The organism is Labrys okinawensis (genome assembly GCF_047345005.1).
Classification (GTDB): domain Bacteria; phylum Pseudomonadota; class Alphaproteobacteria; order Rhizobiales; family Labraceae; genus Labrys; species Labrys okinawensis.
Map to the genome: position 1 here is coordinate 4,355,501 of NZ_CP178864.1, position 20,683 is coordinate 4,376,183.

19 protein-coding genes are annotated in these 20,683 nt (G+C 62.9%); 12 read left to right on the forward strand and 7 right to left on the reverse strand.

Annotated elements, in window-relative coordinates:
* The first annotated feature begins 16 nt into the window (after positions 1–16).
* The gene (locus ACMDCR_RS20420; protein ID WP_413988374.1) at positions 17–1,102 is read left to right on the forward strand and encodes an ABC transporter ATP-binding protein; all 1,086 of its coding nucleotides are present in this window, start codon (positions 17–19) and stop codon (positions 1,100–1,102) included.
* 21 nt (positions 1,103–1,123) lie between these two features.
* On the opposite strand, the gene ACMDCR_RS20425 is transcribed toward ACMDCR_RS20420, so the two are convergent.
* Positions 1,124–2,008 (reverse strand): PfkB family carbohydrate kinase, encoded by an 885-nt coding sequence (locus tag ACMDCR_RS20425; RefSeq protein ID WP_413988375.1) that lies wholly within the window; start codon positions 2,006–2,008, stop codon positions 1,124–1,126.
* 634 nt (positions 2,009–2,642) lie between these two features.
* Complete coding sequence (locus ACMDCR_RS20430; protein WP_413988376.1) at positions 2,643–2,801, reverse strand: hypothetical protein; 159 nt, start codon at positions 2,799–2,801, stop codon at positions 2,643–2,645.
* A 239-nt stretch (positions 2,802–3,040) separates the two neighbouring features.
* Here ACMDCR_RS20430 and ACMDCR_RS20435 point away from each other — a divergent pair, with 239 nt between their 5' ends.
* Both ACMDCR_RS20435 and ACMDCR_RS20440 read left to right on the forward strand, forming a co-directional pair.
* A complete protein-coding gene (locus ACMDCR_RS20435) occupies positions 3,041–3,601 on the forward strand; it encodes a GNAT family N-acetyltransferase (RefSeq protein ID WP_413988377.1) in 561 nt (186 codons plus the stop codon).
* A 293-nt stretch (positions 3,602–3,894) separates the two neighbouring features.
* Positions 3,895–4,359: a hypothetical protein gene (locus ACMDCR_RS20440; protein WP_413988378.1), complete on the forward strand. Its 465-nt coding sequence runs from the start codon at positions 3,895–3,897 to the stop codon at positions 4,357–4,359.
* A gap of 108 nt (positions 4,360–4,467) precedes the next feature.
* Here the strand turns inward: ACMDCR_RS20440 and ACMDCR_RS20445 are convergent, their stop codons facing one another.
* Positions 4,468–5,598: a Gfo/Idh/MocA family protein gene (locus tag ACMDCR_RS20445; protein WP_413988379.1), complete on the reverse strand. Its 1,131-nt coding sequence runs from the start codon at positions 5,596–5,598 to the stop codon at positions 4,468–4,470.
* A gap of 242 nt (positions 5,599–5,840) precedes the next feature.
* Between ACMDCR_RS20445 and ACMDCR_RS20450 the strand changes: the two genes are divergently transcribed.
* Together ACMDCR_RS20450 and ACMDCR_RS20455 are read left to right on the forward strand one after the other, a co-directional pair.
* Positions 5,841–6,008 (forward strand): hypothetical protein, encoded by a 168-nt coding sequence (locus ACMDCR_RS20450; protein WP_413988380.1) that lies wholly within the window; start codon positions 5,841–5,843, stop codon positions 6,006–6,008.
* 201 nt (positions 6,009–6,209) lie between these two features.
* Positions 6,210–7,037: a MurR/RpiR family transcriptional regulator gene (locus ACMDCR_RS20455; RefSeq protein WP_413988381.1), complete on the forward strand. Its 828-nt coding sequence runs from the start codon at positions 6,210–6,212 to the stop codon at positions 7,035–7,037.
* A 59-nt stretch (positions 7,038–7,096) separates the two neighbouring features.
* Here ACMDCR_RS20455 and iolG read toward each other — a convergent pair whose 3' ends face one another.
* Positions 7,097–8,083 carry an inositol 2-dehydrogenase gene (iolG, locus tag ACMDCR_RS20460; RefSeq protein ID WP_413988382.1) on the reverse strand — a complete coding sequence of 329 codons (987 nt, stop codon included), beginning with the start codon at positions 8,081–8,083 and terminating at the stop codon, positions 7,097–7,099.
* 353 nt (positions 8,084–8,436) lie between these two features.
* Here iolG and ACMDCR_RS20465 point away from each other — a divergent pair, with 353 nt between their 5' ends.
* From ACMDCR_RS20465 to iolB, 4 genes are all read left to right on the forward strand, one after another.
* Positions 8,437–10,356, forward strand: coding sequence for a bifunctional 5-dehydro-2-deoxygluconokinase/5-dehydro-2-deoxyphosphogluconate aldolase (locus ACMDCR_RS20465; RefSeq protein WP_413988383.1), 1,920 nt, complete (start codon positions 8,437–8,439; stop codon positions 10,354–10,356).
* 165 nt (positions 10,357–10,521) lie between these two features.
* Positions 10,522–12,348 carry a 3D-(3,5/4)-trihydroxycyclohexane-1,2-dione acylhydrolase (decyclizing) gene (iolD, locus tag ACMDCR_RS20470; RefSeq protein WP_413993679.1) on the forward strand — a complete coding sequence of 609 codons (1,827 nt, stop codon included), beginning with the start codon at positions 10,522–10,524 and terminating at the stop codon, positions 12,346–12,348.
* A gap of 93 nt (positions 12,349–12,441) precedes the next feature.
* The gene (iolE, locus tag ACMDCR_RS20475; protein WP_413988384.1) at positions 12,442–13,326 is read left to right on the forward strand and encodes a myo-inosose-2 dehydratase; all 885 of its coding nucleotides are present in this window, start codon (positions 12,442–12,444) and stop codon (positions 13,324–13,326) included.
* Positions 13,327–13,452: 126 nt separating this feature from the next.
* Positions 13,453–14,247, forward strand: coding sequence for a 5-deoxy-glucuronate isomerase (iolB, locus tag ACMDCR_RS20480; protein WP_413988385.1), 795 nt, complete (start codon positions 13,453–13,455; stop codon positions 14,245–14,247).
* A 93-nt stretch (positions 14,248–14,340) separates the two neighbouring features.
* Here the strand turns inward: iolB and ACMDCR_RS20485 are convergent, their stop codons facing one another.
* The 3 genes from ACMDCR_RS20485 to ACMDCR_RS20495 form a co-directional block, all read right to left on the reverse strand.
* Positions 14,341–15,069, reverse strand: coding sequence for an outer membrane protein (locus ACMDCR_RS20485; RefSeq protein ID WP_413988386.1), 729 nt, complete (start codon positions 15,067–15,069; stop codon positions 14,341–14,343).
* Positions 15,070–15,362: 293 nt separating this feature from the next.
* Complete coding sequence (locus ACMDCR_RS20490; RefSeq protein WP_413993680.1) at positions 15,363–16,388, reverse strand: S1C family serine protease; 1,026 nt, start codon at positions 16,386–16,388, stop codon at positions 15,363–15,365.
* 218 nt (positions 16,389–16,606) lie between these two features.
* The gene (locus ACMDCR_RS20495) at positions 16,607–17,503 is read right to left on the reverse strand and encodes a hypothetical protein (RefSeq protein WP_413988387.1); all 897 of its coding nucleotides are present in this window, start codon (positions 17,501–17,503) and stop codon (positions 16,607–16,609) included.
* A gap of 531 nt (positions 17,504–18,034) precedes the next feature.
* Between ACMDCR_RS20495 and pdxY the strand changes: the two genes are divergently transcribed.
* The 3 genes from pdxY (at position 18,035) to ACMDCR_RS20510 (ending at position 20,619) form a co-directional block, all read left to right on the forward strand.
* Positions 18,035–18,883: a pyridoxal kinase PdxY gene (pdxY, locus tag ACMDCR_RS20500; protein WP_413988388.1), complete on the forward strand. Its 849-nt coding sequence runs from the start codon at positions 18,035–18,037 to the stop codon at positions 18,881–18,883.
* 103 nt (positions 18,884–18,986) lie between these two features.
* Complete coding sequence (locus tag ACMDCR_RS20505; RefSeq protein ID WP_413988389.1) at positions 18,987–19,889, forward strand: PhzF family phenazine biosynthesis protein; 903 nt, start codon at positions 18,987–18,989, stop codon at positions 19,887–19,889.
* A complete protein-coding gene (locus ACMDCR_RS20510; RefSeq protein WP_413988390.1) occupies positions 19,882–20,619 on the forward strand; it encodes an NUDIX hydrolase in 738 nt (245 codons plus the stop codon). The genes ACMDCR_RS20505 and ACMDCR_RS20510 overlap by 8 nt, the downstream gene beginning before the upstream one ends.
* Positions 20,620–20,683 lie beyond the last annotated feature (64 nt).

The window sequence follows — 20,683 nt, forward strand, 5'->3', positions numbered from 1 at the left end:
CAGGATTGGTGTTCCAATGGCCGATATCTCCTTTCGCAAGGTCGTCAAGAAGTTCGGGGAAGTCGGCGTCGTGCACGACTTCAGCCTGGAGGTGACGGATCGCGAATTCATCGTCTTCCTCGGCCCCTCGGGCTGCGGCAAGTCGACCTTGCTGCGCATGCTGGCGGGCCTGGAGAACATTACCGGCGGCGAAATTGCCATTGGCGGACGGGTAGTCAACGATCTCACGCCCCGCGAGCGCGACATCGCCATGGTGTTCCAGAACTACGCGCTCTATCCGCATATGAGCGTCTACGGCAACATCGCCTTCGGTCTCAAACGCATGAAGATCGGGAGGGCCGAGATCGACAAGCGGGTGCACGCGGCCGCAGCCACGCTCGGCCTGGAGCCCTTTCTGCAGCGCAAGTCGACGGCGTTGTCGGGCGGCCAGCAGCAACGCGTCGCTATTGCGCGGGCCATCGTCAAGACGCCGGGCGTCTTCCTGTTCGACGAGCCACTGTCGAACCTCGATGCCAAGCTGCGCAACCATATGCGGGTGGAGATCGCTCGCTTGCACCAGCGTCTCAACACGACCACCGTCTATGTTACCCATGACCAGCTCGAAGCGATGACGCTGGCCGACCGCATCGTGCTCCTGCGCGACGGCGTGATCCAGCAGGTCGGCACGCCGCGTGAGATATTCGAGCGCCCCCTCACTCAGTTCGTAGCTGCCTTCATCGGCACGCCCGCGATGAACTTCATCGATGTCGACCTGCGCGGCAATGGCGGTCTCGTGCTCGAACTCACCCGCTTCGAGCTTGACGGTCGCAGCAAGGTGGTCGCCGGAATTCGGCCGGCCCATTTCCGGCAGGCCACGCCCCAGGACAGCACCAACATCATCGAAGGCATGGTCGATCTCATCGAGTTCCTCGGCAACGAGGCCCTTATCAGCCTGCAATATGCCGGCGTCGAGCTCGGCATCCTGGTGCCGGCGGGGCAGTGCCCCGCCGTCGGCGACAAGGTGCGCATGACTTTCGATGCCGACAACGTGCATGTCTTCGACGCGGAGAGCGGCATGTCGCTCCGCCGGCCAGAGACGGGACGGTCGAGGGCAGTGGCGTAGGCCTGCGATCTCAGGAGGACCTCAGCCCAGCCTCTCCATCGCCTGCTCCACCGCTCGGCGACCCGGCATGCCGTCCCAGCCATTGCCGAGCTCGCATTTGAGGCCCGCCGCTGCACTGGCAAAGCGGGCCGCCTGCAACAGCGGCTGGCGTTCGGCCAAGGCCGCTGTCAGAGCGCCGTGGAAGACATCCCCAGCGCCAGTGGTGTCCTGAACCGTCACCGGCAGGGCGGGGACATGCGCCAGCCCGCCATCGGTCCACCAGATCGACCCCTCCGATCCAAGCGTCACGCCGATCGTGGTGCCGAGGCTCTCCGCCAGTGCCTTGCAGCTCGCCGCATCGGGGGCGGCGCCCCTGCTGATCAGAGCGAAGCCATCCTCGGAAAAGACCGGAAGGCTGGAACGCCGGGCAAGATCGAACAGCTTGTCGTGGTCGATTCCCTCCGCGTCGAGCACCGAAGGTACCTTTGCGGCCCTGGCGGCGTCGAGCAGGGCCACGGCACCCTCATACCAGGTGATATCGGCGAGAACCGCACCGGCCTTCACCACCTGATCAAGCGGCAGATGCTCCGACGAGCATGGCAGCGATGCGTGGCCATAACCGACGATGAAGCGCTCGCCCTTGCGGTCGACGATGACGACGGCTGTCACCGTATCCACACCGTTCCGGAACAAGGTGCCGGAAAGGCCCACGCCGTGGTGAAGCAGCCTCTCGCGCAGAAACTCGCTTTCCGGGTCCGCGCCCATGCGACTCCACAACTCGGCCGGCTGATCCAGGACGGCGCATGCCACCGCGGCTGTCGCCGCCGGCCCTCCGCCCCGCTTGGCATGACGCAAGGCCGGAATCTTGATGGCCTGCTTCGGCATTTCCTCGATTTCGAGTACCTGGTCCAGCGTTGTCGTACCCACGCAGATCACTGGCTGCGATCTCGTCACCATACTTATCACGGTTGTCTATCCATTCCTCGGCTACCAGCGCTGCGCTGGCCATTTCCTCGAATCTCAGAGTGCCGGGGAACAGGTTCCGATTCTTGGCGATCGGCTTGTAAACGAGCCCGGACCGGGGGCATACCCGGCACCATGCTAGAGTATCGCGCCGAAAAGTGGAAGCGCATTTCGAGCCGAAAAATGTTGCGATAACAAGGGGCTACGAGGATGGCTCAGCCGTCGCGGCGGCCTGCGCGGCGCATGAATCAAAGCTGCCGCTTATCTGTGGAAATGCGCGCAGCCCCGTTGCGATGCGTCGGAACCGAGATAGGGTGGCGTGGATCCATCGCGTTGGGGCCATGCTGGGCCACACCCACCTGGCAGGCCGCTTTCAGCACCGATATAACACCTGCGTCACGCTGTGATGGCGATGCTTGAGGCAGTATCCGCAGCCCTCTGGGGGGAGCGCCTTATGCAGAAAAGGACGAAAGTCGTCTCCTCGTCCGGCTGTAGGAATGTACCACGCCGCGCGGGGCTCCGCGCACAGATCGAGCAAAACAAAAGCCCGGCTCGCAATCCTGCAGCCGGGCTCGATTCTTATGGAGTACCGAATGTATCAGCCATGCCGGGCGAGGTCAGGAATGTCGCCACGGCTGAAGCCGATTTCGGCCAAATCCTTGTCCGTCAGCATCTGATAGGCCGCCAGACGATTCTGGTAGGCCCTATAGGCCTGGTAACGGGCACGCAGAGCGGCAATAAGGCTCGCAAAAATCATGATCTTTCTCTCGAATCTGTCGTTTGTTGCAGTGCAATATAAAGATGCGCTGCTTCGGCCAGTAGAGATGAGAGTGCATGGCTACTATGCGGGCACATCGCAACCACGCCCGTAAAAGGAGCAAAATCATCGCCTACCTAACTGCCCCCTCTTCCCAGCCCTCGGCGTCGGACCATCCAGCCCGGCCGGTTGCTACTCTTGGTACCGATCCATCATTCGAGATCGAGGAAAGTTCGCCCATGTCCCGTTTGTCGGCATTCACAGTGCCTCCAATCCTCGAGACGCCGCGCCTGATTTTGCGCGCGCACGGTCCCGGCGATCTGGAAAGCTGCACGGCGATGTGGTCGGAGCCGGCGGTGCTGCGTTATATCCGCAAGTCCCCCTACCCGCGCGAGGAAGTGTGGACGCGCATCCTGCGGTACGGCGGACACTGGCAGTGGCTGGGCTTCGGCTTTTGGGCGATTCTCGAAAAGGTGACCGGCCAGTTCATCGGCGAACTCGGCATCCAGAACTTCGAGCGTGATATCGAGCCGGAGTTCAGCGGCACGCCAGAACTCGGCTACTGCATCACGAGCGTGAACCACGGCAAAGGATATGCCACGGAAGCAGCGAGGACGGTTCTAAGCTGGTTCGACGGCCATATTGATATTCCCTACACCAATTGCATGACGAGCCCCGACAATATTCACTCGCAGCGTGTCGCACTCAAATGCGGCTATGAATATGTGCGGCAGTCGATTCATCAGGGCTCCCCTGTTGCGATGTTCCGCCGCCGTCGCGCCGCGCAGCCACCGGCCTAGAACCACGCCGAGAAACGCCAGAGGCTCTACCTGCTGACGCTACGGCGCAAATGCCGTCAACTGAGACATATTCATGCAACGCACGCTGGGCGCGAGCGCCCAGCAAGCTTTGCCCGAAACGGAAACTTTGCTGATTACCCGAAAGTTCCGCTTTTTTCTTTCTCAGACTCAGTCTATCACCTGTGTGTGCCGTACCTTCGCCGCAATCCTAATCGCAAAAATAGGCATCCCGGCTGAGGGTTATCCAAGAGTCGGCGGCGGATGTGATTCGTCGAGAGAGAGGGAGTTATCCAATGATTCGTTCCGTTATCGTTGTCGCCGGACTGGCGCTCGCTGGCGCCGTGGCTTTCGCCGCCCCCGCCAGCGCGCTCACCATGAAGGAGTGCAGCACCAAGTATGAAGCGGCCAAGTCGGCCAACTCGCTCAACGGCATGAGCTGGAACGACTTCCGCAAGGCCCAGTGCGGTGCTGATGCGACGCCCGCCGCCATGCCGGCAGCGCCTGCTCCGGCTGCGCCGGCCGCGCCTGCCCCGACGACGACCATGGCTAAGCCGAAGCCCGCGGCACCGGTGGCGGTGAGCGGCATGTTCCCGAGCGCCATCGACCCGGAATTCGCTAACGTCAAGGATGCGAAGATCAAGACTTGCGGCAAGCACTGGAAGGCCCTGAAGGCCGCCGGCCAGACCAATGGCATGAAGTGGGGCAGCAAGGGTGGCTACTGGAGCCAATGCGCCGCCGCTCTCAAGGAAGCCAAGTAGGCGCCTCGCCTCAGCAGTCTACGCTATATCGACATAGCCACGAGCCCCCGGCTCGTGGTTTTTTCATTAAGGGGCGGCCCTTGCTCCGCCGCCCGAGATGCGCGCCACTCAGGTCACCTTGACCCACCCACCCTTGCCGAAGCTGTCGGCAATGGCGTGCACGGTTTTCTCGATGGCAATGCCGTCGTCGAAATCGAAGATCGAGGCCTGCTCGCCCCTGATCCGGCCGATCAACTCGCGGCATTCGATCACTTTGAGATCGTTGAAGCCGAGACCGTGGCCCGGTGCGGGGATGAAGCGGTCATAGGGCTTGTGCACCGGCGCGCTCAGGATCGTGCGGAAGCCCTGGGTCTCCTCGGCGCCTTCGTGCTGGAAGAGCTGCACCTCGTTGAAGCGCTCCTGGTCGAAGACGATGCTGCCGCCTTCGCCGAAGAGCTGCAGCTGGATGCGCCCCTTGCGCCCCCAGGCGGCGCGATTGACGGTGAGCACGCCGGAGGCGCCGTTGTCGAGGCGCAGCAGGGCTGTCGCGATGTCGTAATTCTCAATGGCCCGCCGCCCGCCCTTGCCATCTGGCCGCTCGGCATAGGGCCGCGACATTTCACCGAACACCTCGGCCACGCCGCCGAGCACGTAGCGCAGCAGGCTGAGCGGATGCACCGCGAAATCGTCGAGAGCGCCATAACCGGCGCTCGCCTCGTTCCGCATGGCGAAAGGCGCTTGGGCATCGGCCATGAAGTCTTCGTCCATCTCCATGCGGACATGGTTCACCATGCCGATCGCCCCCTCCGAGATCAGCTTTCGGATCAAGCGCATCGCCGGGTTCTGGATATAGTTGAAGCCAAGTGCCGCTACCTTGCCACTCGCCCGCCAGGCCGCATGCATGGCCTCAGCCTCCTCCAGGCGGGGCGCCATCGGCTTTTCGCACCAGACATGCTTGCCGGCCTTGAGGGCCTCGATCGCCATCTCGGCGTGGAAGCGATTCGGCGTGGTGATGGAGATGACGTCGACATCCGGATTGGCGAGAAGGTCACGCCAGTCGCCTGTCGCGCTGGCAAAGCCGAACTCCCTGGCTTTGCCGCGCGCAAGATCTGCCGATGCGTCCGCCAGCGCCACCAGCCTCGGTCGCTCGACATCGCCGAAAGTCGAGGCCACCGCGTTCCAGGCGAGCGCATGACATTTGCCCATATAGCCTGTGCCGATCAGGCCGACCCCCAGCCCCGCCTTGTCTGTTCCGTTCATGCTTGTGTTTCCTGCCCTTAGATTATCAAGACACCGTCACCCCGCGACGGCATGCCGCCACGGTATGGCCGCCATTCCCTTTCATTGTGCATCGCAACAAGGATTTGCTGTATGCTGCAGCGCATCAATATCGACATAGATCGATTCGTCCTTGGAAGACCGGCGATAGCTGCCGGACGAAGGGAACCTATCCGAACGAGGCCTCTGGCCGTATGCGACCAGATGCCAAGGGGACAACTGCCATGCTTTTTACTGGCTTCATCGCGGCGCTGATCGCCCGCTTCTACGACTACCAGGCTCAGCGCGTGCGCGACCGGCGCTTGACGCCGATGCATTCCGACGATTCCCGGAATGGGGACGACGACGGACCGGGCGCCGGCAAATCCGGCCCGCTCGCCCGCAACTGCTGAGCGCTTCGTCGCCACCAGCCCCCATACAAGTTTTGCCGGCTTGCGACTGTTTGCGCCTCGGGGGCTTGCGCGAACCCGCTGCCTGCCGCAACCTTTGCCCGCGGCTGGGCGCCGGGCGTAGGATCGATCCTCTCCCAAGACGCCGCGCAGGACTGGCGGGGCGGCGGTAGCGTCGCCCCTTCTCGGGAATGGGGCATTTGGATGGCTGAAGACGATACGCGCGACTTTGCAGACTTCTCTGCGCGTCTCGCCGACCGGGTCGAGCAATTGCCCAAGCGCCTGCGGCAGGTTGCCCATTTTGCCCGCGAACATCCCGACGAGATCGCTCTGGGCACCGCCGCCTCGGTGGCGGAGAACGCGGGCGTGCAGGCCTCCACCCTGGTACGCTTCGCCAAGACGCTCGGCTATGCCGGGTTCTCGGATCTCCAGCAGGTCTTCCTGGCGCGCCTGAAGGAACGTTTCCCGGACTACCGCCAGCGCGTGGCCCTGCTGCGCGCCGACGCCGGCGCGGGCTCGTTGTCCGGCCCCCTGCTGAATGGCTTTGCCGACGCCGCTAGCCTGTCGATCGAGCGCCTGCGCGCCTCTGCCGACACAGGCAAGATGGATGTGGCGATCGAATTGCTGGCGGGCGCCGAGATCATCCACCTGCTGGCAGCCCGTCGCCTCTTCCCGGTTGCGGCCTACCTTGCCTATGCCTTTGGCAATCTCGGCCAGCGCTGTGCCCTGGTCGACCATGTCGGCCAGCTCGGCCGCGAGCAGATCGGTCTTGCCGGATCCAGGGATGTGGTGTTGGCAATTTCCTATGCGCCCTATTCGCCGGACACGATTCAACTCGCAACCCTCGCCTCTCAGCGCGGCATCCCTGTGGTAGCCATCACCGACAGCCCCTCCAGCCCCCTCGCACGCCTGGCGAAGATCCGCCTCGACGTCGAAGAGGCCGACCATGGCGCCTTCCGTTCGCTGGCCGCGACCTTCGCGCTGGCGATGACCCTTGCAGTCGGTACCGCCGAGCACAAGGGCCGCGATTGAGGCAGGGTGGGCTCTCGCCGCCATGGTTCCATCCCGCCGGCCGGAGATGACAATTCGCCTCAGAGCTTCACCGTCTGGCCGCTCTTGGCCGATTCGGTCGCCGCATCGGCCAGGACCTGGGCCTTGAGGCCGTCCTCGCCTGACGGATTCGGTGCCTTGCCCGCGGCAATGGCGTCGAGAAAGGCGGTCATTTCGAGGCGATAGGCCTCGGCATAGCGTTCCAGGAAGAAGTCCTGGATGGGATCGGCAAGGAAGCCTGCCCCCGTCGCCACCTCGACTGTGGTGCGTGGCACATTATGGGCACGGATCAGGCCCTTGGAGCCATGGACCTCGATGCGCTGGTCGTAGCCATAGGTAGCCCGGCGCGAATTGGAAATCTGGGCGATCTTGCCCGAAGCAGTCTTCAAGAGCACCGCGGCGGTATCGACATCGCCCGCCTTGCCGATCGCAGGGTCGACCAGGGAAGATGCCACCGCATGCACCTCCACCGGATCCTCCGCCAGCAGGAAACGGGCGAGATCGAGGTCATGGATCATCATATCGCGGAAGAGACCGCCCGAGGTCTCGATATAGGAAACCGGCGGCGGTGCGGGATCGCGCGAGATGATGGTAAGGAGCTCGACCTCGCCGATCACGCCGTCAACGATGCGCTGCTTGAGATTGGCGAAATTCGGGTCGAAGCGGCGGTTGAAGCCGATCATCAGGGACTTGCCGCTCTTGGCGACCGCGGCGAGGCAGGTGCGGATGCGATCGGACGAAAGGTCCACAGGCTTTTCGCAGAACACCGCCTTGCCGGCCTTGGCCGCCTTTTCGATGAAATCGGCGTGGGTCGTGGTCGGTGTGCAGATCAGCACCGCATCTACGTCGGACGCAGCGATGGCATCCTCGATGGAGCTGACGCGGGCGCCCGTCTCGGCCGCCAGTGCTTCCGCAGAGGGCTGGTGCGGGTCGGAGACGGAGACGAGCTTCGCCTGCGGATGCAGCGCGGCATTGCGCCCGTGGATCTTGCCGATACGGCCGGCGCCAAGAAGTGCGAGACGAACCATTTCTCTCCCCTATAATCGATGTTTGGCCCGACAATCCGGGCAAGCGGTCATGCAGGATCACGGCCGACAACAGCCATCCTCAAGGGGCTTCGCGCCTTTTCGGTGGGCTGAAGACTGGCTTCCTGCTTCGTTCCAAAATATGGCATTTTTATTCTATATTGACAACACAATAGAATATATGTTTCATTTTTGGAGCGCGAGGCAAGGAGGCGCCGGGCCTCATATCGGCGCCGCTCCACGCCTGTGCGATAACAAGAAAAACGCGGCCATGCCTCCCTGGCTGGTTGCGACGAGGATGCGTCTTTCGCTGAACCAGGAATCGTCCAGACTGGTCGGCACATCTGGAGGTCAGGATGAACATGCCCGCACTCGATGTCATCACCATTGGCCGCTCCTCGGTGGACCTTTATGGCCAGCAGGTCGGCGGACGCCTCGAAGACATGGCCTCCTTTTCAAAGGCCGTGGGTGGCTGCCCAGCCAATATCGCCATTGGTACGGCCAGGCTTGGCCTGAAATCGGCTCTGATCACCCGCGTTGGCGACGAGGCCATGGGTCGATTCATCCGCGAGCAGATGGAACGCGAAGGCGTGGAGACCAGCGGCATCCATACGGATCCTGCCCGCCTGACCGCTCTCGTCGTGCTCGGCGTGCGCGACGAAAAGCAATTCCCCCTCATCTTCTATCGCGACAATTGCGCCGACATGGCGCTCGATGAAAGCGATATCGACGAGGCCCTGATCGCTTCGGCGGGTGCGATCGTCGTGACCGGCACCCATTTCTCCAAACCCAACACTGACGCGGCCCAACGCCGGGCTATCGCCCTTGCGAAGAAGCATGGCCGCAAGGTGGTCTTCGACGTCGACTATCGCCCCAATCTCTGGGGCCTTGCGGGCCATGGCGCGGGCGAGGAACGCTACATCAAGGCTGACCACGTCACCGCCCATCTCCAGGCCATCCTGCCCGATTGCGACCTGATCGTCGGCACCGAGGAGGAACTGGCGATAGCGGGCGGCTCCGAGGATACGCTGGAGACGCTGCGCCGCATCCGCGCTGTCTCCGGGGCCACCATCGTGTGCAAGCGCGGTCCGATGGGCTGCGTGGTCTTTCCGGGCGACATTCCCGCCAGCCTCGACGACGGCATCAAGGGTCCGGGCTTTCCGGTCGAGGTCTACAACGTGCTGGGCGCGGGCGACGCCTTCATGTCCGGCTTCCTGCGTGGCTGGCTCAAGGGCGAGCCCCTGGAGACGGCCTGCGCCTACGCGAACGCCAGTGGCGCCTTTGCGGTCTCGCGCCTGCTCTGTTCGCCCGAGATCCCGACCTTCACAGAGCTGCAATATTTCCTCAAGCATGGCAGCAAGGAGCGGGCCCTGCGCAAGGATGCAACGCTCAACCACGTGCATTGGGCCACCACCCGCCGACCCGCCGCCGAAGGCCTGATGGCCCTCGCCATCGACCATCGCGCCCAGATGGAGGCCATGGCGGATGAAGCCGGCGTGCCACGCGGCAAGATCTCGGATTTCAAGGTGCTCGCCGTGAGGGCGGCGGCCAAGGTCGCCGGAGGGCAGCCGGGCTTTGGCATGCTGATCGACGGCATTTACGGCCGTGAGGCCCTGTTCCGCGCTGCCGATCACCCGTTCTGGATCGGCCGCCCCGTGGAATTGCCGGGCTCCCGCCCGCTCGAATTCGAGGGTGGCGCCGATATCGGCACCAGCCTGATCGAATGGCCCGTCGGCCAGACCATCAAATGCCTGTGTTTCTACCATCCCGAAGACCCGCCAGCACTGAAGGAGCAGCAGGAACGGCAATTGCTGCGCCTTTATGCGGCGGCGCGCACCGTAGGCCGCGAACTCCTCGTCGAGATCATCGCCGGCAAGCACGGCCCCCTCAAGGACGATACGGTGTCGAGCGTCGTGCAGCGGCTCTACGATCTCGGCATCAAGCCGGACTGGTGGAAGCTGGAGCCCCTGAAGACGCCCGCGGCCTGGCGCGCTGTGGCCGATGTGATCGAAAAGAACGATCCGCTTTGCCGCGGCATCGTGCTGCTCGGCCTGGAAGCGCCGGAAGAGGATCTCGAAGCCGCCTTCGCCGCCGCCGCGAGCGAGCCGCTGGTCAAAGGCTTCGCGGTCGGCCGCACCATCTTCAACGAACCGGCTCGCGCATGGCTGAGGGGCGGCCTCAGCGACGAGGCGGCCATCGACGCCATGGCGTCGAAATTCGCCCGGCTGGTGGGCGCGTGGGAGGCTGCCTCAAGGCACGCCGCGGCGGCTCAATAAGGCTCGCCCATGATGGTGGCCCGCGCTATGGTGCGGGCCTCAAAATGACGATGACATTGCAATCTATCATTCAATAACAATACCTTAGAGACCCTGGCTCAACCGTTTTCACGGTTGCCTCGCCTGAATATAGGGAGAGTTCTCGTGGCAACGATCCGCCTCACAATGGCCCAGGCCCTGGTTCGTTTTCTCACCGCCCAGAAGACGGTGGTCGACGGCGAGACCGTGCCTGTATTCGCCGGTGTCTTTGCCATTTTCGGCCACGGCAATGTCGCCGGCATCGGCGAGGCCCTCTACCAGGTGCGCGATACCCTGCCGACCTATCGTGCCCATAACGAGCAGTCGATGGCCCATGCGGCCACCGCCTATGCCAAGGCGATGCGCCGCCGCCGGATGATGGCCTGCACCACCTCCATAGGTCCCGGTGCCACCAATCTGGTGACCGCGGCGGCCGTTGCCCATGTCAACCGTATCCCCCTCCTCCTCCTGCCTGGCGATGTCTTCGCCAACCGCCGGCCGGATCCTGTATTGCAACAGTTGGAGGATTTCGGCGACGGCACGGTGACGCCCAACGATGTCTTCCGCCCGGTCTCGCGCTATTTCGACCGCATCACCAGGCCCGAGCAGATCATTCCGGCGCTGGCACGCGCCATGACCGTGCTGACCGACCCCGCCGAATGCGGCCCGGTGACCCTGGCGCTCTGCCAGGATGTCCAAGCCGAGGCCTATGATTATCCTGCCTCCTTCTTCGAAGAGCGCATCTGGTCCAGCCGCCGCCAACGCCCCGACGAAGACGAGCTCGCGGCAGCCATCGCGGCCCTCAAGACTGCCCAAAGACCGGTGATCGTCACGGGCGGCGGCACGCTCTATTCGGAAGCCGAGGCTACCCTGGCGGCCTTTGCGGAAAAGCATGGCATTCCCGTCGGCGAGACGCAGGCCGGCAAGAGCGCGCTCTCCCGCGACAACCCGCTCGGCATGGGTGCCATCGGCGTCACCGGCACCGGCGCGGCCAACGAACTGGCTGGGGACGCCGATCTGGTGCTTGCCGTCGGCACCCGCCTTCAGGATTTCACCACCGGCTCCTGGGCCCTGTTCAAGGGCGACAAGCGCCGGATGATCGGCCTCAACACCCAGCCCTTCGATGCGGCCAAGCACAAAGCGCTGCCCCTGGTCTGCGATGCGAGGGTGGGGCTTGAACTGCTCTCCGCCGGCCTCGGTGGCTGGAAGGCGCCGGCCGCCTGGACGCAGAAGGCGATCGAGGGTCGCAGCGCCTGGCTGAAGACTGCCGCGCGCTACACCGATGCCAGCAATGCCGAGTTGCCATCTGACGCTCAGGTCATCGGCGCCGTGCAGCGAGTGGGCCAGCCCACCGACATCGTGGTCTGTGCTGCCGGCGGTCTGCCCGGCGAGTTGCACAAGCTCTGGCAGCCTGGAGCACCGGGCGGCTACCATATGGAATATGGCTATTCGTGCATGGGCTACGAGATCGCAGGCGGCCTCGGCGTGAAGCTGGCGCAGCCCGACCGCGAGGTCATCGTCATGGTCGGTGACGGGTCCTATCTGATGGCCAACTCCGAGATTGCCACCTCGATCATGGCGGGTGCCAAGCTCACCATCGTCGTGCTGGACAATCGCGGCTATGGCTGCATCAACCGCCTGCAGCGTGCAACGGGCGGCGAGAGCTTCAACAATCTCCTGCGTGATACCCGCCACGAGGAACTGCCCGACATCGACTTCGCTGCCCACGCCGCCAGCCTGGGCGCCTATGCCGTCAAAGTGAAGAGCCTTGCCGAGCTCGAAGCGGCAGTGGCGACCGCGCGTGGGCATAGCCGCACCTCGGTCGTCGTCATCGATACGGATCCGCTCGAATCGACCGACGCGGGCGGGGCCTGGTGGGATGTCGCCGTGCCGGAAGTTTCAGTGCGCCCGCAGGTCGAGGCGGCCCACGCCAAATATGTCAAGGCCAAGACCCTGCAGAGCATCGGCGACTAGTCCGGGGCGGGTCTTCAGACCCGCCTTCTTCCAATTTTCCAGACGACAGGCGGGTTTGAAGACCCGCCCCCCAAATGAATCGGAGCCTTCCTTATGCCTATCCGCATCGGCGCGAATCCCATCGGCTGGTCGAATGACGACATGCCCGAGATCGGAGGCGATACGCCGCTCGAAACTTGCCTGGCGGAGGCCAGGGAAGTGGGCTTCGAGGGCATGGAGCTCGGCAACAAGTTCCCTCGCTGGGCCCCCGCCCTCAAGGCGGCGCTTGCCCCTTATGGCCTCGCTTGCGTCGGCGGCTGGCATTCGATCGAATTGCTGGAGCGCGACGAGCATGCCGAATTCGCCGCCGCCCGTGCTCATATCGAGCTGCTCAAGGCGATGGGCACCAGCGTGTTCATCGTGGCGGAGACCTCGAACGCCATTCATGGCGACAAGTCGAAGCCCCTTTCACAACGTCCGAAACTCGCCGACGGCGACTGGGCCGAATATGGCCGCCGCATCACGGCCTACGCCCAAATGTTGAAGGGCGAGGGACTGCAGCTCGATTACCACCACCATATGGGCACGATCGTGCAGTCGCAGGCCGACATCGATCATTTCATGGCTGCGACCGGTCCGGCTGTGCATCTTCTGCTCGACACCGGCCACGCGACCTGGGGTGGCTCGAACCCGGTGGACCTCGCCCGGCGCTATCGCAACCGCATCAGCCACGTCCATACCAAGGATATACGCGCCGATGTGCGTGCGCGTTCAGATGCCGAGGACTGGAGCTTCCTCGATAGCGTGCTCGAGGGTGTCTATACCGTACCTGGCGATGGGATGATCGACTTCGCCTCGGTCTTCGAGGCACTCGACGGCTATTCGGGCTGGGTAATCGTGGAGGCGGAGCAGGATCCCAAAAAGGCCAACCCGCTGAAGTATGCCAAGGCCGGTTATGCCCATCTGAAGAGTGTGCTGGCTGAAGCGGCACTGGTTTAACTTGGGAGCGCGGACATCCTGTCCGCGCGCCCTTTGTTGACAGACGAGTCGTTTCCAAGAGCGGACGTCGCCGCCACATTGAACGGAGTCCAATGTGGCTGAATTCCACGCTCCCAGGAGAGCCCCATGTCCAAGCTCCTTATTCATCCCGACAAGTCGTCGTCGAAGATCCACCACGTCACGCCGCAATCCGCAGGCTGGACCTATGTCGGCTTCGAGGTGCACCAGCTTGCCGCCGGCGCCTCGTTGAGTGCCCAGACCGGCGACAACGAGATCTGCCTTGTCCTCGTTGCCGGCAAGGCCGCCATCAAGGCCGGCGACCAGGATTTCGGCGTGCTGGGCGAGCGTAACAACCCCTTTGAAGGAGCGCCCTGGTCGGTCTATGTGCCGGCGAAGTCGCGCTATGAGGTGAGCGCCGAGACCACTGTCGAGCTCGCCGTCTGCGCGGCGCCAGGCACGGGCGCCCTTCAGGCCCGTGCCATCGGGCCCGAGAAGGTGGGCCAGGAGACGCGTGGCAAGGGCTCCAACACCCGCCATGTCCGCAACATCCTGCCCGAATGGGAACCGGCGGAGAGTCTGCTCGTGGTCGAGGTGATCACGCCCTCCGGCAATTGGTCGAGCTATCCGCCTCACAAGCACGACCAGGACAATCTGCCGGCCGAGAGCTTCCTGGAAGAGACCTATTACCACCGCTTCAACCCGCCCCAGGGCTATGGTGTGCAGCGCGTCTACACCGACGACCGCTCGCTCGACGAAACCATGGCATTCGGCGACCGCGACGTGGTGCTGGTGCCCAAGGGCTACCACCCCGTGGGGGCGGCCCATGGCTATGATCTGTATTATCTAAACGTCATGGCCGGCCCGAAGCGCGTGTGGAAGTTCCACAATGATCCGGATCATGAGTGGCTGATGAAGGCGTGAGGCGGGACAGCCCCTCGCGCAATATCGGCAGGGCCGGCATGCGAACGACAAAGCCCAGCACAAGGCCGGGCTTTCTCTCAAGGTCGCAATTGATCAGAACTTGTAAGCGACGCCGACACGCACGTCATTGGTCTTCAAAGTGTAGTGGTCGTTGAAAAGTCCGCCAGCGGTCGGCTTAAAGTCGAGTTCGTCCTTGTCGCCGTAATCCGTGTAGCGATATTCGACGCGGGCGATAATGTTATCGGTGATAGCGTATTCAACACCGGCGCCGATGGTCCAGCCCCACATGTCGGTCTTGTGCGGGACGGCCTTATCGATCGGATAGATCGGGCGCCACTTAAACTCCGTGCCGGCAACACCACCTGCGATATAAGGCAGGAAGCGGTCGATCGCATAGCCGACACGCAGACGTGCGGCACCATCCCACGTCATACGTGCAGAACTTGGCGAATCCGGGCGACCAGGCGGAATGCTTGTCAGGACGCCATCTCCATCGATGGCGCCAAACTTGGCATCGACTTCAGCACCCACCACGAAGTTGGTATTTTCGAACTGATAGTTCGCACCAATGTAGCCGCCAGCCGAGAAACCGTCCGAGTCGTTGCTTCCCTTGTAGTCGAGAATGTGACCAGCAATCTGGTAGTTGTCGGTGTCAGACTGGCCCCAGCTATAGGCCGCCTGCACACCACCATAGAAGCCGGTCCAAGTGAAGGGGACGACGACGGGAGCAACCGGCTCGGCAGGCGCAGGCGCTAAATCCGCAGCGAATGCAGCGGAAGACAACGCCAACAAGGAAACCGATGCAAGAATCAGGCGGTTCATTAAATTGCTCCCCTCTACTGAGACATTGCGTACCAGATTCCGCTTAGGAAATCTGTCACCCAGTTGCAACAGTGTCGCTCATTTTCTAACCGTAGAGCGCGTTGAACGGACGCGGTGTTCCGGCCAAGAGCCATGTGGAGCTAAATCTTGATCAATTTTGCCTGATATTGAATACAGAATGTTGTTATTGAGTTATCTCACCAGTCAAAATCTACCACTTTCGTATTAAGGGAGTGACTTGTGAGATAGGAAAATCGGCGATGTTCACCTTATGATGCCATCGCCGAGGCAAGTCACGAGCCGCGCCTTTCCTTCGGTGTAACCTGGAACGCACGCGACTTTCCGTTCCGCAATACGTCGAATCGCGTGCTCCGCCCGATGCGCTCCTCGTTCAGCAAACGGATGAGGTCATCCACCGCGGACACCTTCTGGCCGTCCAGCGCCACAATGATATCGCCCATCAGCAGGCCTGCCGATTCGGCCGGTTGGCCGATTTCCGACGCGGAGATCATCACGCCGGCTGGCTGATCGACACCGGCCGACAACTGGACGCGCCGGGCGATCATCGCCTGCTGCGCGGCTATGCCGATCGAGGCGCGGCGCACATGACCGTGACGGATGAGCTGCCCCATCACGAAGCTGGCGGTGTTCGAGGCAACGGCAAAGCAGATGCCTTGCGCGCCCATGATGACGGCCGTGTTGATGCCGATCACTTCGCCCAGGGTCGACACCAGCGGGCCACCGGAATTGCCGGGATTGAGCGCGGCGTCGGTCTGGATCACGTCGTCGATCAGACGGCCGCTCTTGGAGCGCAGCGAGCGTCCGAGCGCCGATATTACGCCCGAGGTCACGGTCGCCTCGAAGCCCAGCGGATTGCCGATGGCAACCGCAACCTGGCCACGGCGCAGCAGGCTGGAATTACCGAGCTTCGCTGCCGTCAGATTGACCGGCTGCTCGATGTGGACAAGCGCAAGATCGGTATCGGGATCATCGCCGATCAGCCTGGCATCGAAATGGTGGCCGTCCTGGGTCTGCACCGAGACACGGGGCGTGCCCTGCGCAACATGGCTGTTGGTGAGGACGAGCCCGTCCGGCGAGAGGATGACGCCGGAGCCGGAGCCTGCCGGCTTGCCACCCTTGCGGATGTCGAGCTTCACCACGGCCTGGCCGACCCTGTCGACCACGCCTATCACCGTGTTGGAATAGGCATCCAGAAGCTGGGCATCGTCGGGCGTCCCAAGAGACAGGGAAGCAAGAGATTGGGAAACTTGTGAAGCCGGTTCTTCGTCGAGGACGAAAGTGGGAGAAGTATCGAGCAGCATAGCGATAACCAAGGTCAGTTCATCAATCGGTCAGCGCTATATGGGTGTACTCTTTCATTACTGTAAGGGCGGCCTGTTCGCATGGCTCTGCATGGCAGCGATGAGCGAAACGGGCCCGAAGTCAGGAAGCGGGCGGGGACGGCAAATATCCAATCGTGACCGCCCATTCAGGATGACGCGCCGAAATCCAAGCCATTTGAACGGTCAGTGACCGCTTACTTGCCAAGGACCTGCTTTACTGTCTTGCGCACGCCGACACGCATCGGCGTCATCACCTGCATCACGGCAGCCTTGGCATGGTCCGCTGAAGGATGAAGACCTGGCTGCTGCGGCTTCATGCCGAGCATGCGCAGATAGTGATTGGCCGAACGGGCATTGCTGCGCTCGCGGCTGGCGTCGGTCTCGAACACGAAGGCATAGGAGACGCTGCGCACGGTGCCGGTCTTGACCCAATGCGGCGCATTCTGGGGCTGGTGGAACGCCCTGCCCGGTTCAAGGTCGAACACATGTTCCTGCTTGGGATCGCAGCGCGCCAGGTCGAGCTGCCCGATATCCACGACGCCTTTCACATAGAAGCGCTCCAGATCGGCCTCATCCACCGCGCTGGGGGCGAAGACATGATAGTTCTTCGGCCCTTCGATCTGGAAGAAATGATTGATCTCGGGATCGAAATGGAAGGGAGTGGTCGAGGCTGCCGAAGAGATGAAGACGGAAGACTCGAGTCGCAGAACCTTCTCGCCCCGCAGGCCGCCACGCAGATCCGCCAGGGCGTCGAACAGAGTGTGCAGGAGATCGCGGAACTCGGAGTCATGATTTTCCAACCGCTTCAGCAAGACGCGCACGGGGCTGCTGTCCAGCTGGCCAAGCGCCTCATGCGGTTTGAACATGCTGTGCTTCACGTCATAGAACTTCGTGCCGGGCGCGGAAGCTGAAGCGGCCACAAAGAAATCCTGCGGCTTGTCGGCATAACGCTCAGCCATCCGGGCCAACGCCTCGGGCTGAAACATCGGCAGCTTGTGCAAGCTATGCTGGAAGCCGAAGGGGAGTGTGTCGAAAGCACTGCGGTAACCCGCCGGATCGATGGTCAAGAGTTCATCTGCAGAGGGAATCATTTTCAAGCCAACCTTGCATCGCGGGCGCGGCCATGCGTCATACAGTATTTTTGCTCCTTGTTTCATGACGACGCAAGTTCAGCCTCCGAGCAACTTGGTGTCCAGATTCAGGAGACTCGGCAGTATGAGGACGCAATCCAGGGTAGATGGCGAGACTCACAATCACTCTAAACCACTGAAAAAACAAGATTATAGCTCAACTCATGGCTGTCCGGCCGCCGCACTTGGCGTCCACGCCAGACAACGAACTACTAAGGATACAGGCGCCTTAATACTTTGTCGCAGGACCACAATGGATAAAGACCCCTCCAATCAGACTAGGCTGCTACCTCCAAGGAGGGGCATTTGAAGCGCATCGCGGCGGCATGACCTCTCGCACGAGGTTACGGCCGGGACCAGCTCTCCCGAGAAGCGCTCGGCCTTTGATCGAACCGATCAAAAATCCTGATCGTCCAGCAAGCCGTCCAATATTGCGTCCGGCGGCTTTATCGTCTCATCTGCGAGCCCTTCTCCTGCCTTCCCGGTTGCGCCATGAATATCCTCTCCATCCAGTCCTGGGTCACCTACGGCCATGTCGGCAATGCCTCGGCCGTCTTCCCGATGCAGCGCCTGGGCTGCGAGGTCTGGGCTATCCACACCGTGCAGTTCTCAAATCATACGGGATACGGCGCCTGGAAAGGCCGCGTCTATGACGGCACCATGGTGGACGAACTGGTGGAGGGGCTCGCCGATCGCGGCGTGCTCGGCCGCTGCGATGGCGTGCTTTCGGGCTATATGGGCTCTTCCGATATCGGCAATGCCATCATGGCCGCGGTCGACAAGGTGCGGACCGCCAACCCCGCTGCCACCTATTGCTGCGACCCGGTGATCGGCGATGTCGGCCGCGGCATCTTCGTGCGTCCGGGCATCCCGGAATTCATGCGCGACAAGGCTGTGCCTGCGGCGGACGTGATCACGCCGAACCGCTTCGAGCTCGAATATCTCTCGGGCCAGGCGATTCGCACGCTCGGCGACGCAAAGTCGGCGGTCTCGGCGCTTCATGCCCTCGGCCCGAAGGTCATCCTGGTCACCTCGCTCGACGTGCATGAGACACCCGACGATGCCATTGATCTCCTCGCCTCCGATGCCACCGGTTTCTACCGGCTCCGCACGCCGCGCCTCGGGCTCTCGATCAACGGGGCGGGCGATGCTATTGCCGCCCTCTTCAATCTGCACTGGAAGCGTTCCGGCTCAGCGGCACATGCGCTCGACCTTGCCGGCGCCTCGGTCTACGGCCTGCTGAAGCGCACGGAAGAAGCGGGCTCGCGCGAGATTTTGACCGTCGGGGCCCAGGACGAGTTCGTTGCGCCAACCTGGCGCTTCGCCGTCGAGAAGGTCTGACCGTCAGGGTAGATATTCCAGCGTTCTGTTTCCAAGAGCGGACATCGCCGCCACATTGAATGGAGTTCAATATGGCTGAAGTCCGCACTCCCGAGGAGTTGCCATGCCCCGCCGCTTTTTCACCCTCGACGTCTTCGCCGACCGCGCCCTCGCCGGCAATCCCCTTGCTGTCGTACTCGACAGCGACGACCTCGACACCATGGCGATGCAGCAGATCGCCCGCGAGTTCAACCTGTCCGAAACCGTCTTCGTGCAGCCGCCGGCGGACAGCCGCCACCGGGCCAAGATCCGTATCTTTACGCCAGGCCTGGAGATGCCTTTCGCCGGCCATCCAACGGTAGGCACCGCCGTGCTGCTGGCAAGCCTCGACCACAGGAACGGAACAGGCGACTATCTCTTCGGCCTGGAAGAACTAATCGGCACCGTACCCTGCGCAGTCAGCCTCGGAGAAGGCGTCGCCTATGCGCGCTTCGACGTGCCGGTGCTGCCCACCGAGCGTGGCGCGCCCGCCGCCACGGCCTTGATTGCCGAGGCGCTCGGCCTCACCGTCAAGGATATCGGCTTCGAGAACCATGTCCCCACTTTGCTAGGCACCGGCTTTCCCTACACCTTCGTCCCGGTACGCACGCTGGAAGCCATAGGCCGCATCCGCATCAACACCAGCGTGTGGAAGGCGGCCTTTGGCCAGGAAGGCCTCGGCGCCGCCTATGCCTATACGCGCCAAACCGCGGAGCCGACGTCGAGCCTGCATGCCCGCATGTTCTCGCCCGGCGACGGCATTCCCGAGGATCCCGCCACCGGTTCGGCCGTGGCAGGCCTCTCGGGCGTTCTCCACCGCTTCGACGATCTTGCCGAGGGTATCCGGCATTTCCGCATCGAACAGGGCTTCGAGATGGGCCGCCCCTCTCTCATCGATCTCACCATGCAGATCGATGGCACGCGCCTGATTTCCGCCTCGATCGGCGGCCATGCGGTGATCGTCAGCGAAGGGGTCCTGCATGTCTGAGCCCGAAATCGTCGAACTCGACGAGATCGACTGCCGCTTCGAGCCGCGGCCCTGGCCCTTCGCGGAGAATAACCGCGAGGCGATCGCGGCGCATTGGCAGGAGGTCATCGCCAGAAAGCCCGCCAGCTTCAATGGCAAGATCCTGCTGCTGCATCGCTGGGAGGTCAGCGGCCGGCGTTTTCGCGGCGCCTACCTGATGACGGACTATGCCAGCTTCCTCGCCTGGCGCGATTTCGGGACGCCGGGCGAGCCAAAATGGAACTGCTTCGCCATGGCCGCGCTGCAGGCGGCCGATGGTGCGTTCCTGCTTGGCGAGATGGCGGAGCATACCAGCAACGCCGGCGCCGTCTATTTCGCCGCCGGCACGCCCGACCCGTCCGATCTCGACGGCAACGTCGTCAATCTCGCCGGCAGTGTCACACGCGAGCTGGAAGAGGAAACCGGAGTGTCCCCCGCCGACGTCGCCATCGCATCCGGCTGGACGGCGGTGTTCCACGGGCCGCGCATCGCCCTGATGAAGACAGTGTGCTCCTCCCTCCCGGCAGCCGCGCTGAAGGCGCGGATCGAGGGCTTCCTCGCCACCGACAGCAAGCCAGAGCTAAGCCGCATGCATATCGTCAGCGGCCCGGACGATCTCATCGCCGACCGGATGCCGCCCTTCCAGCGTGCCTATCTGCTACATCGGCTGGCGCAGGCGCCATCTGAAGGAGAGTGCGTCAGCGGCGCATAGGTGCGCGCTCTTGTGAGGGCTCTTTGGGGGGCGGGTCTGAAGACCCGCCCCCCAGAAACTCAGG

Bases quoted from the DNA above. Each gene is read 5' to 3' on its own strand.
- ACMDCR_RS20485 (WP_413988386.1), bottom strand. From the start codon at position 15,069: ATGAACCGCCTGATTCTTGCATCGGTTTCCTTGTTGGCGTTGTCTTCC.
- ACMDCR_RS20510 (WP_413988390.1), top strand. From the start codon at position 19,882: ATGTCTGAGCCCGAAATCGTCGAACTCGACGAGATCGACTGCCGCTTC.
- ACMDCR_RS20440 (WP_413988378.1), top strand. From the start codon at position 3,895: ATGATTCGTTCCGTTATCGTTGTCGCCGGACTGGCGCTCGCTGGCGCC.
- ACMDCR_RS20435 (WP_413988377.1), top strand. From the start codon at position 3,041: ATGTCCCGTTTGTCGGCATTCACAGTGCCTCCAATCCTCGAGACGCCG.
- ACMDCR_RS20495 (WP_413988387.1), bottom strand. From the start codon at position 17,503: ATGATTCCCTCTGCAGATGAACTCTTGACCATCGATCCGGCGGGTTAC.
- ACMDCR_RS20445 (WP_413988379.1), bottom strand. From the start codon at position 5,598: ATGAACGGAACAGACAAGGCGGGGCTGGGGGTCGGCCTGATCGGCACA.
- pdxY (WP_413988388.1), top strand. From the start codon at position 18,035: ATGAATATCCTCTCCATCCAGTCCTGGGTCACCTACGGCCATGTCGGC.
- ACMDCR_RS20420 (WP_413988374.1), top strand. From the start codon at position 17: ATGGCCGATATCTCCTTTCGCAAGGTCGTCAAGAAGTTCGGGGAAGTC.
- ACMDCR_RS20505 (WP_413988389.1), top strand. From the start codon at position 18,987: ATGCCCCGCCGCTTTTTCACCCTCGACGTCTTCGCCGACCGCGCCCTC.
- iolD (WP_413993679.1), top strand. From the start codon at position 10,522: ATGGCCCAGGCCCTGGTTCGTTTTCTCACCGCCCAGAAGACGGTGGTC.
- ACMDCR_RS20455 (WP_413988381.1), top strand. From the start codon at position 6,210: ATGGCTGAAGACGATACGCGCGACTTTGCAGACTTCTCTGCGCGTCTC.
- iolE (WP_413988384.1), top strand. From the start codon at position 12,442: ATGCCTATCCGCATCGGCGCGAATCCCATCGGCTGGTCGAATGACGAC.
- iolG (WP_413988382.1), bottom strand. From the start codon at position 8,083: ATGGTTCGTCTCGCACTTCTTGGCGCCGGCCGTATCGGCAAGATCCAC.
- iolB (WP_413988385.1), top strand. From the start codon at position 13,453: ATGTCCAAGCTCCTTATTCATCCCGACAAGTCGTCGTCGAAGATCCAC.
- ACMDCR_RS20430 (WP_413988376.1), bottom strand. From the start codon at position 2,801: ATGATTTTTGCGAGCCTTATTGCCGCTCTGCGTGCCCGTTACCAGGCC.
- ACMDCR_RS20450 (WP_413988380.1), top strand. From the start codon at position 5,841: ATGCTTTTTACTGGCTTCATCGCGGCGCTGATCGCCCGCTTCTACGAC.
- ACMDCR_RS20465 (WP_413988383.1), top strand. From the start codon at position 8,437: ATGAACATGCCCGCACTCGATGTCATCACCATTGGCCGCTCCTCGGTG.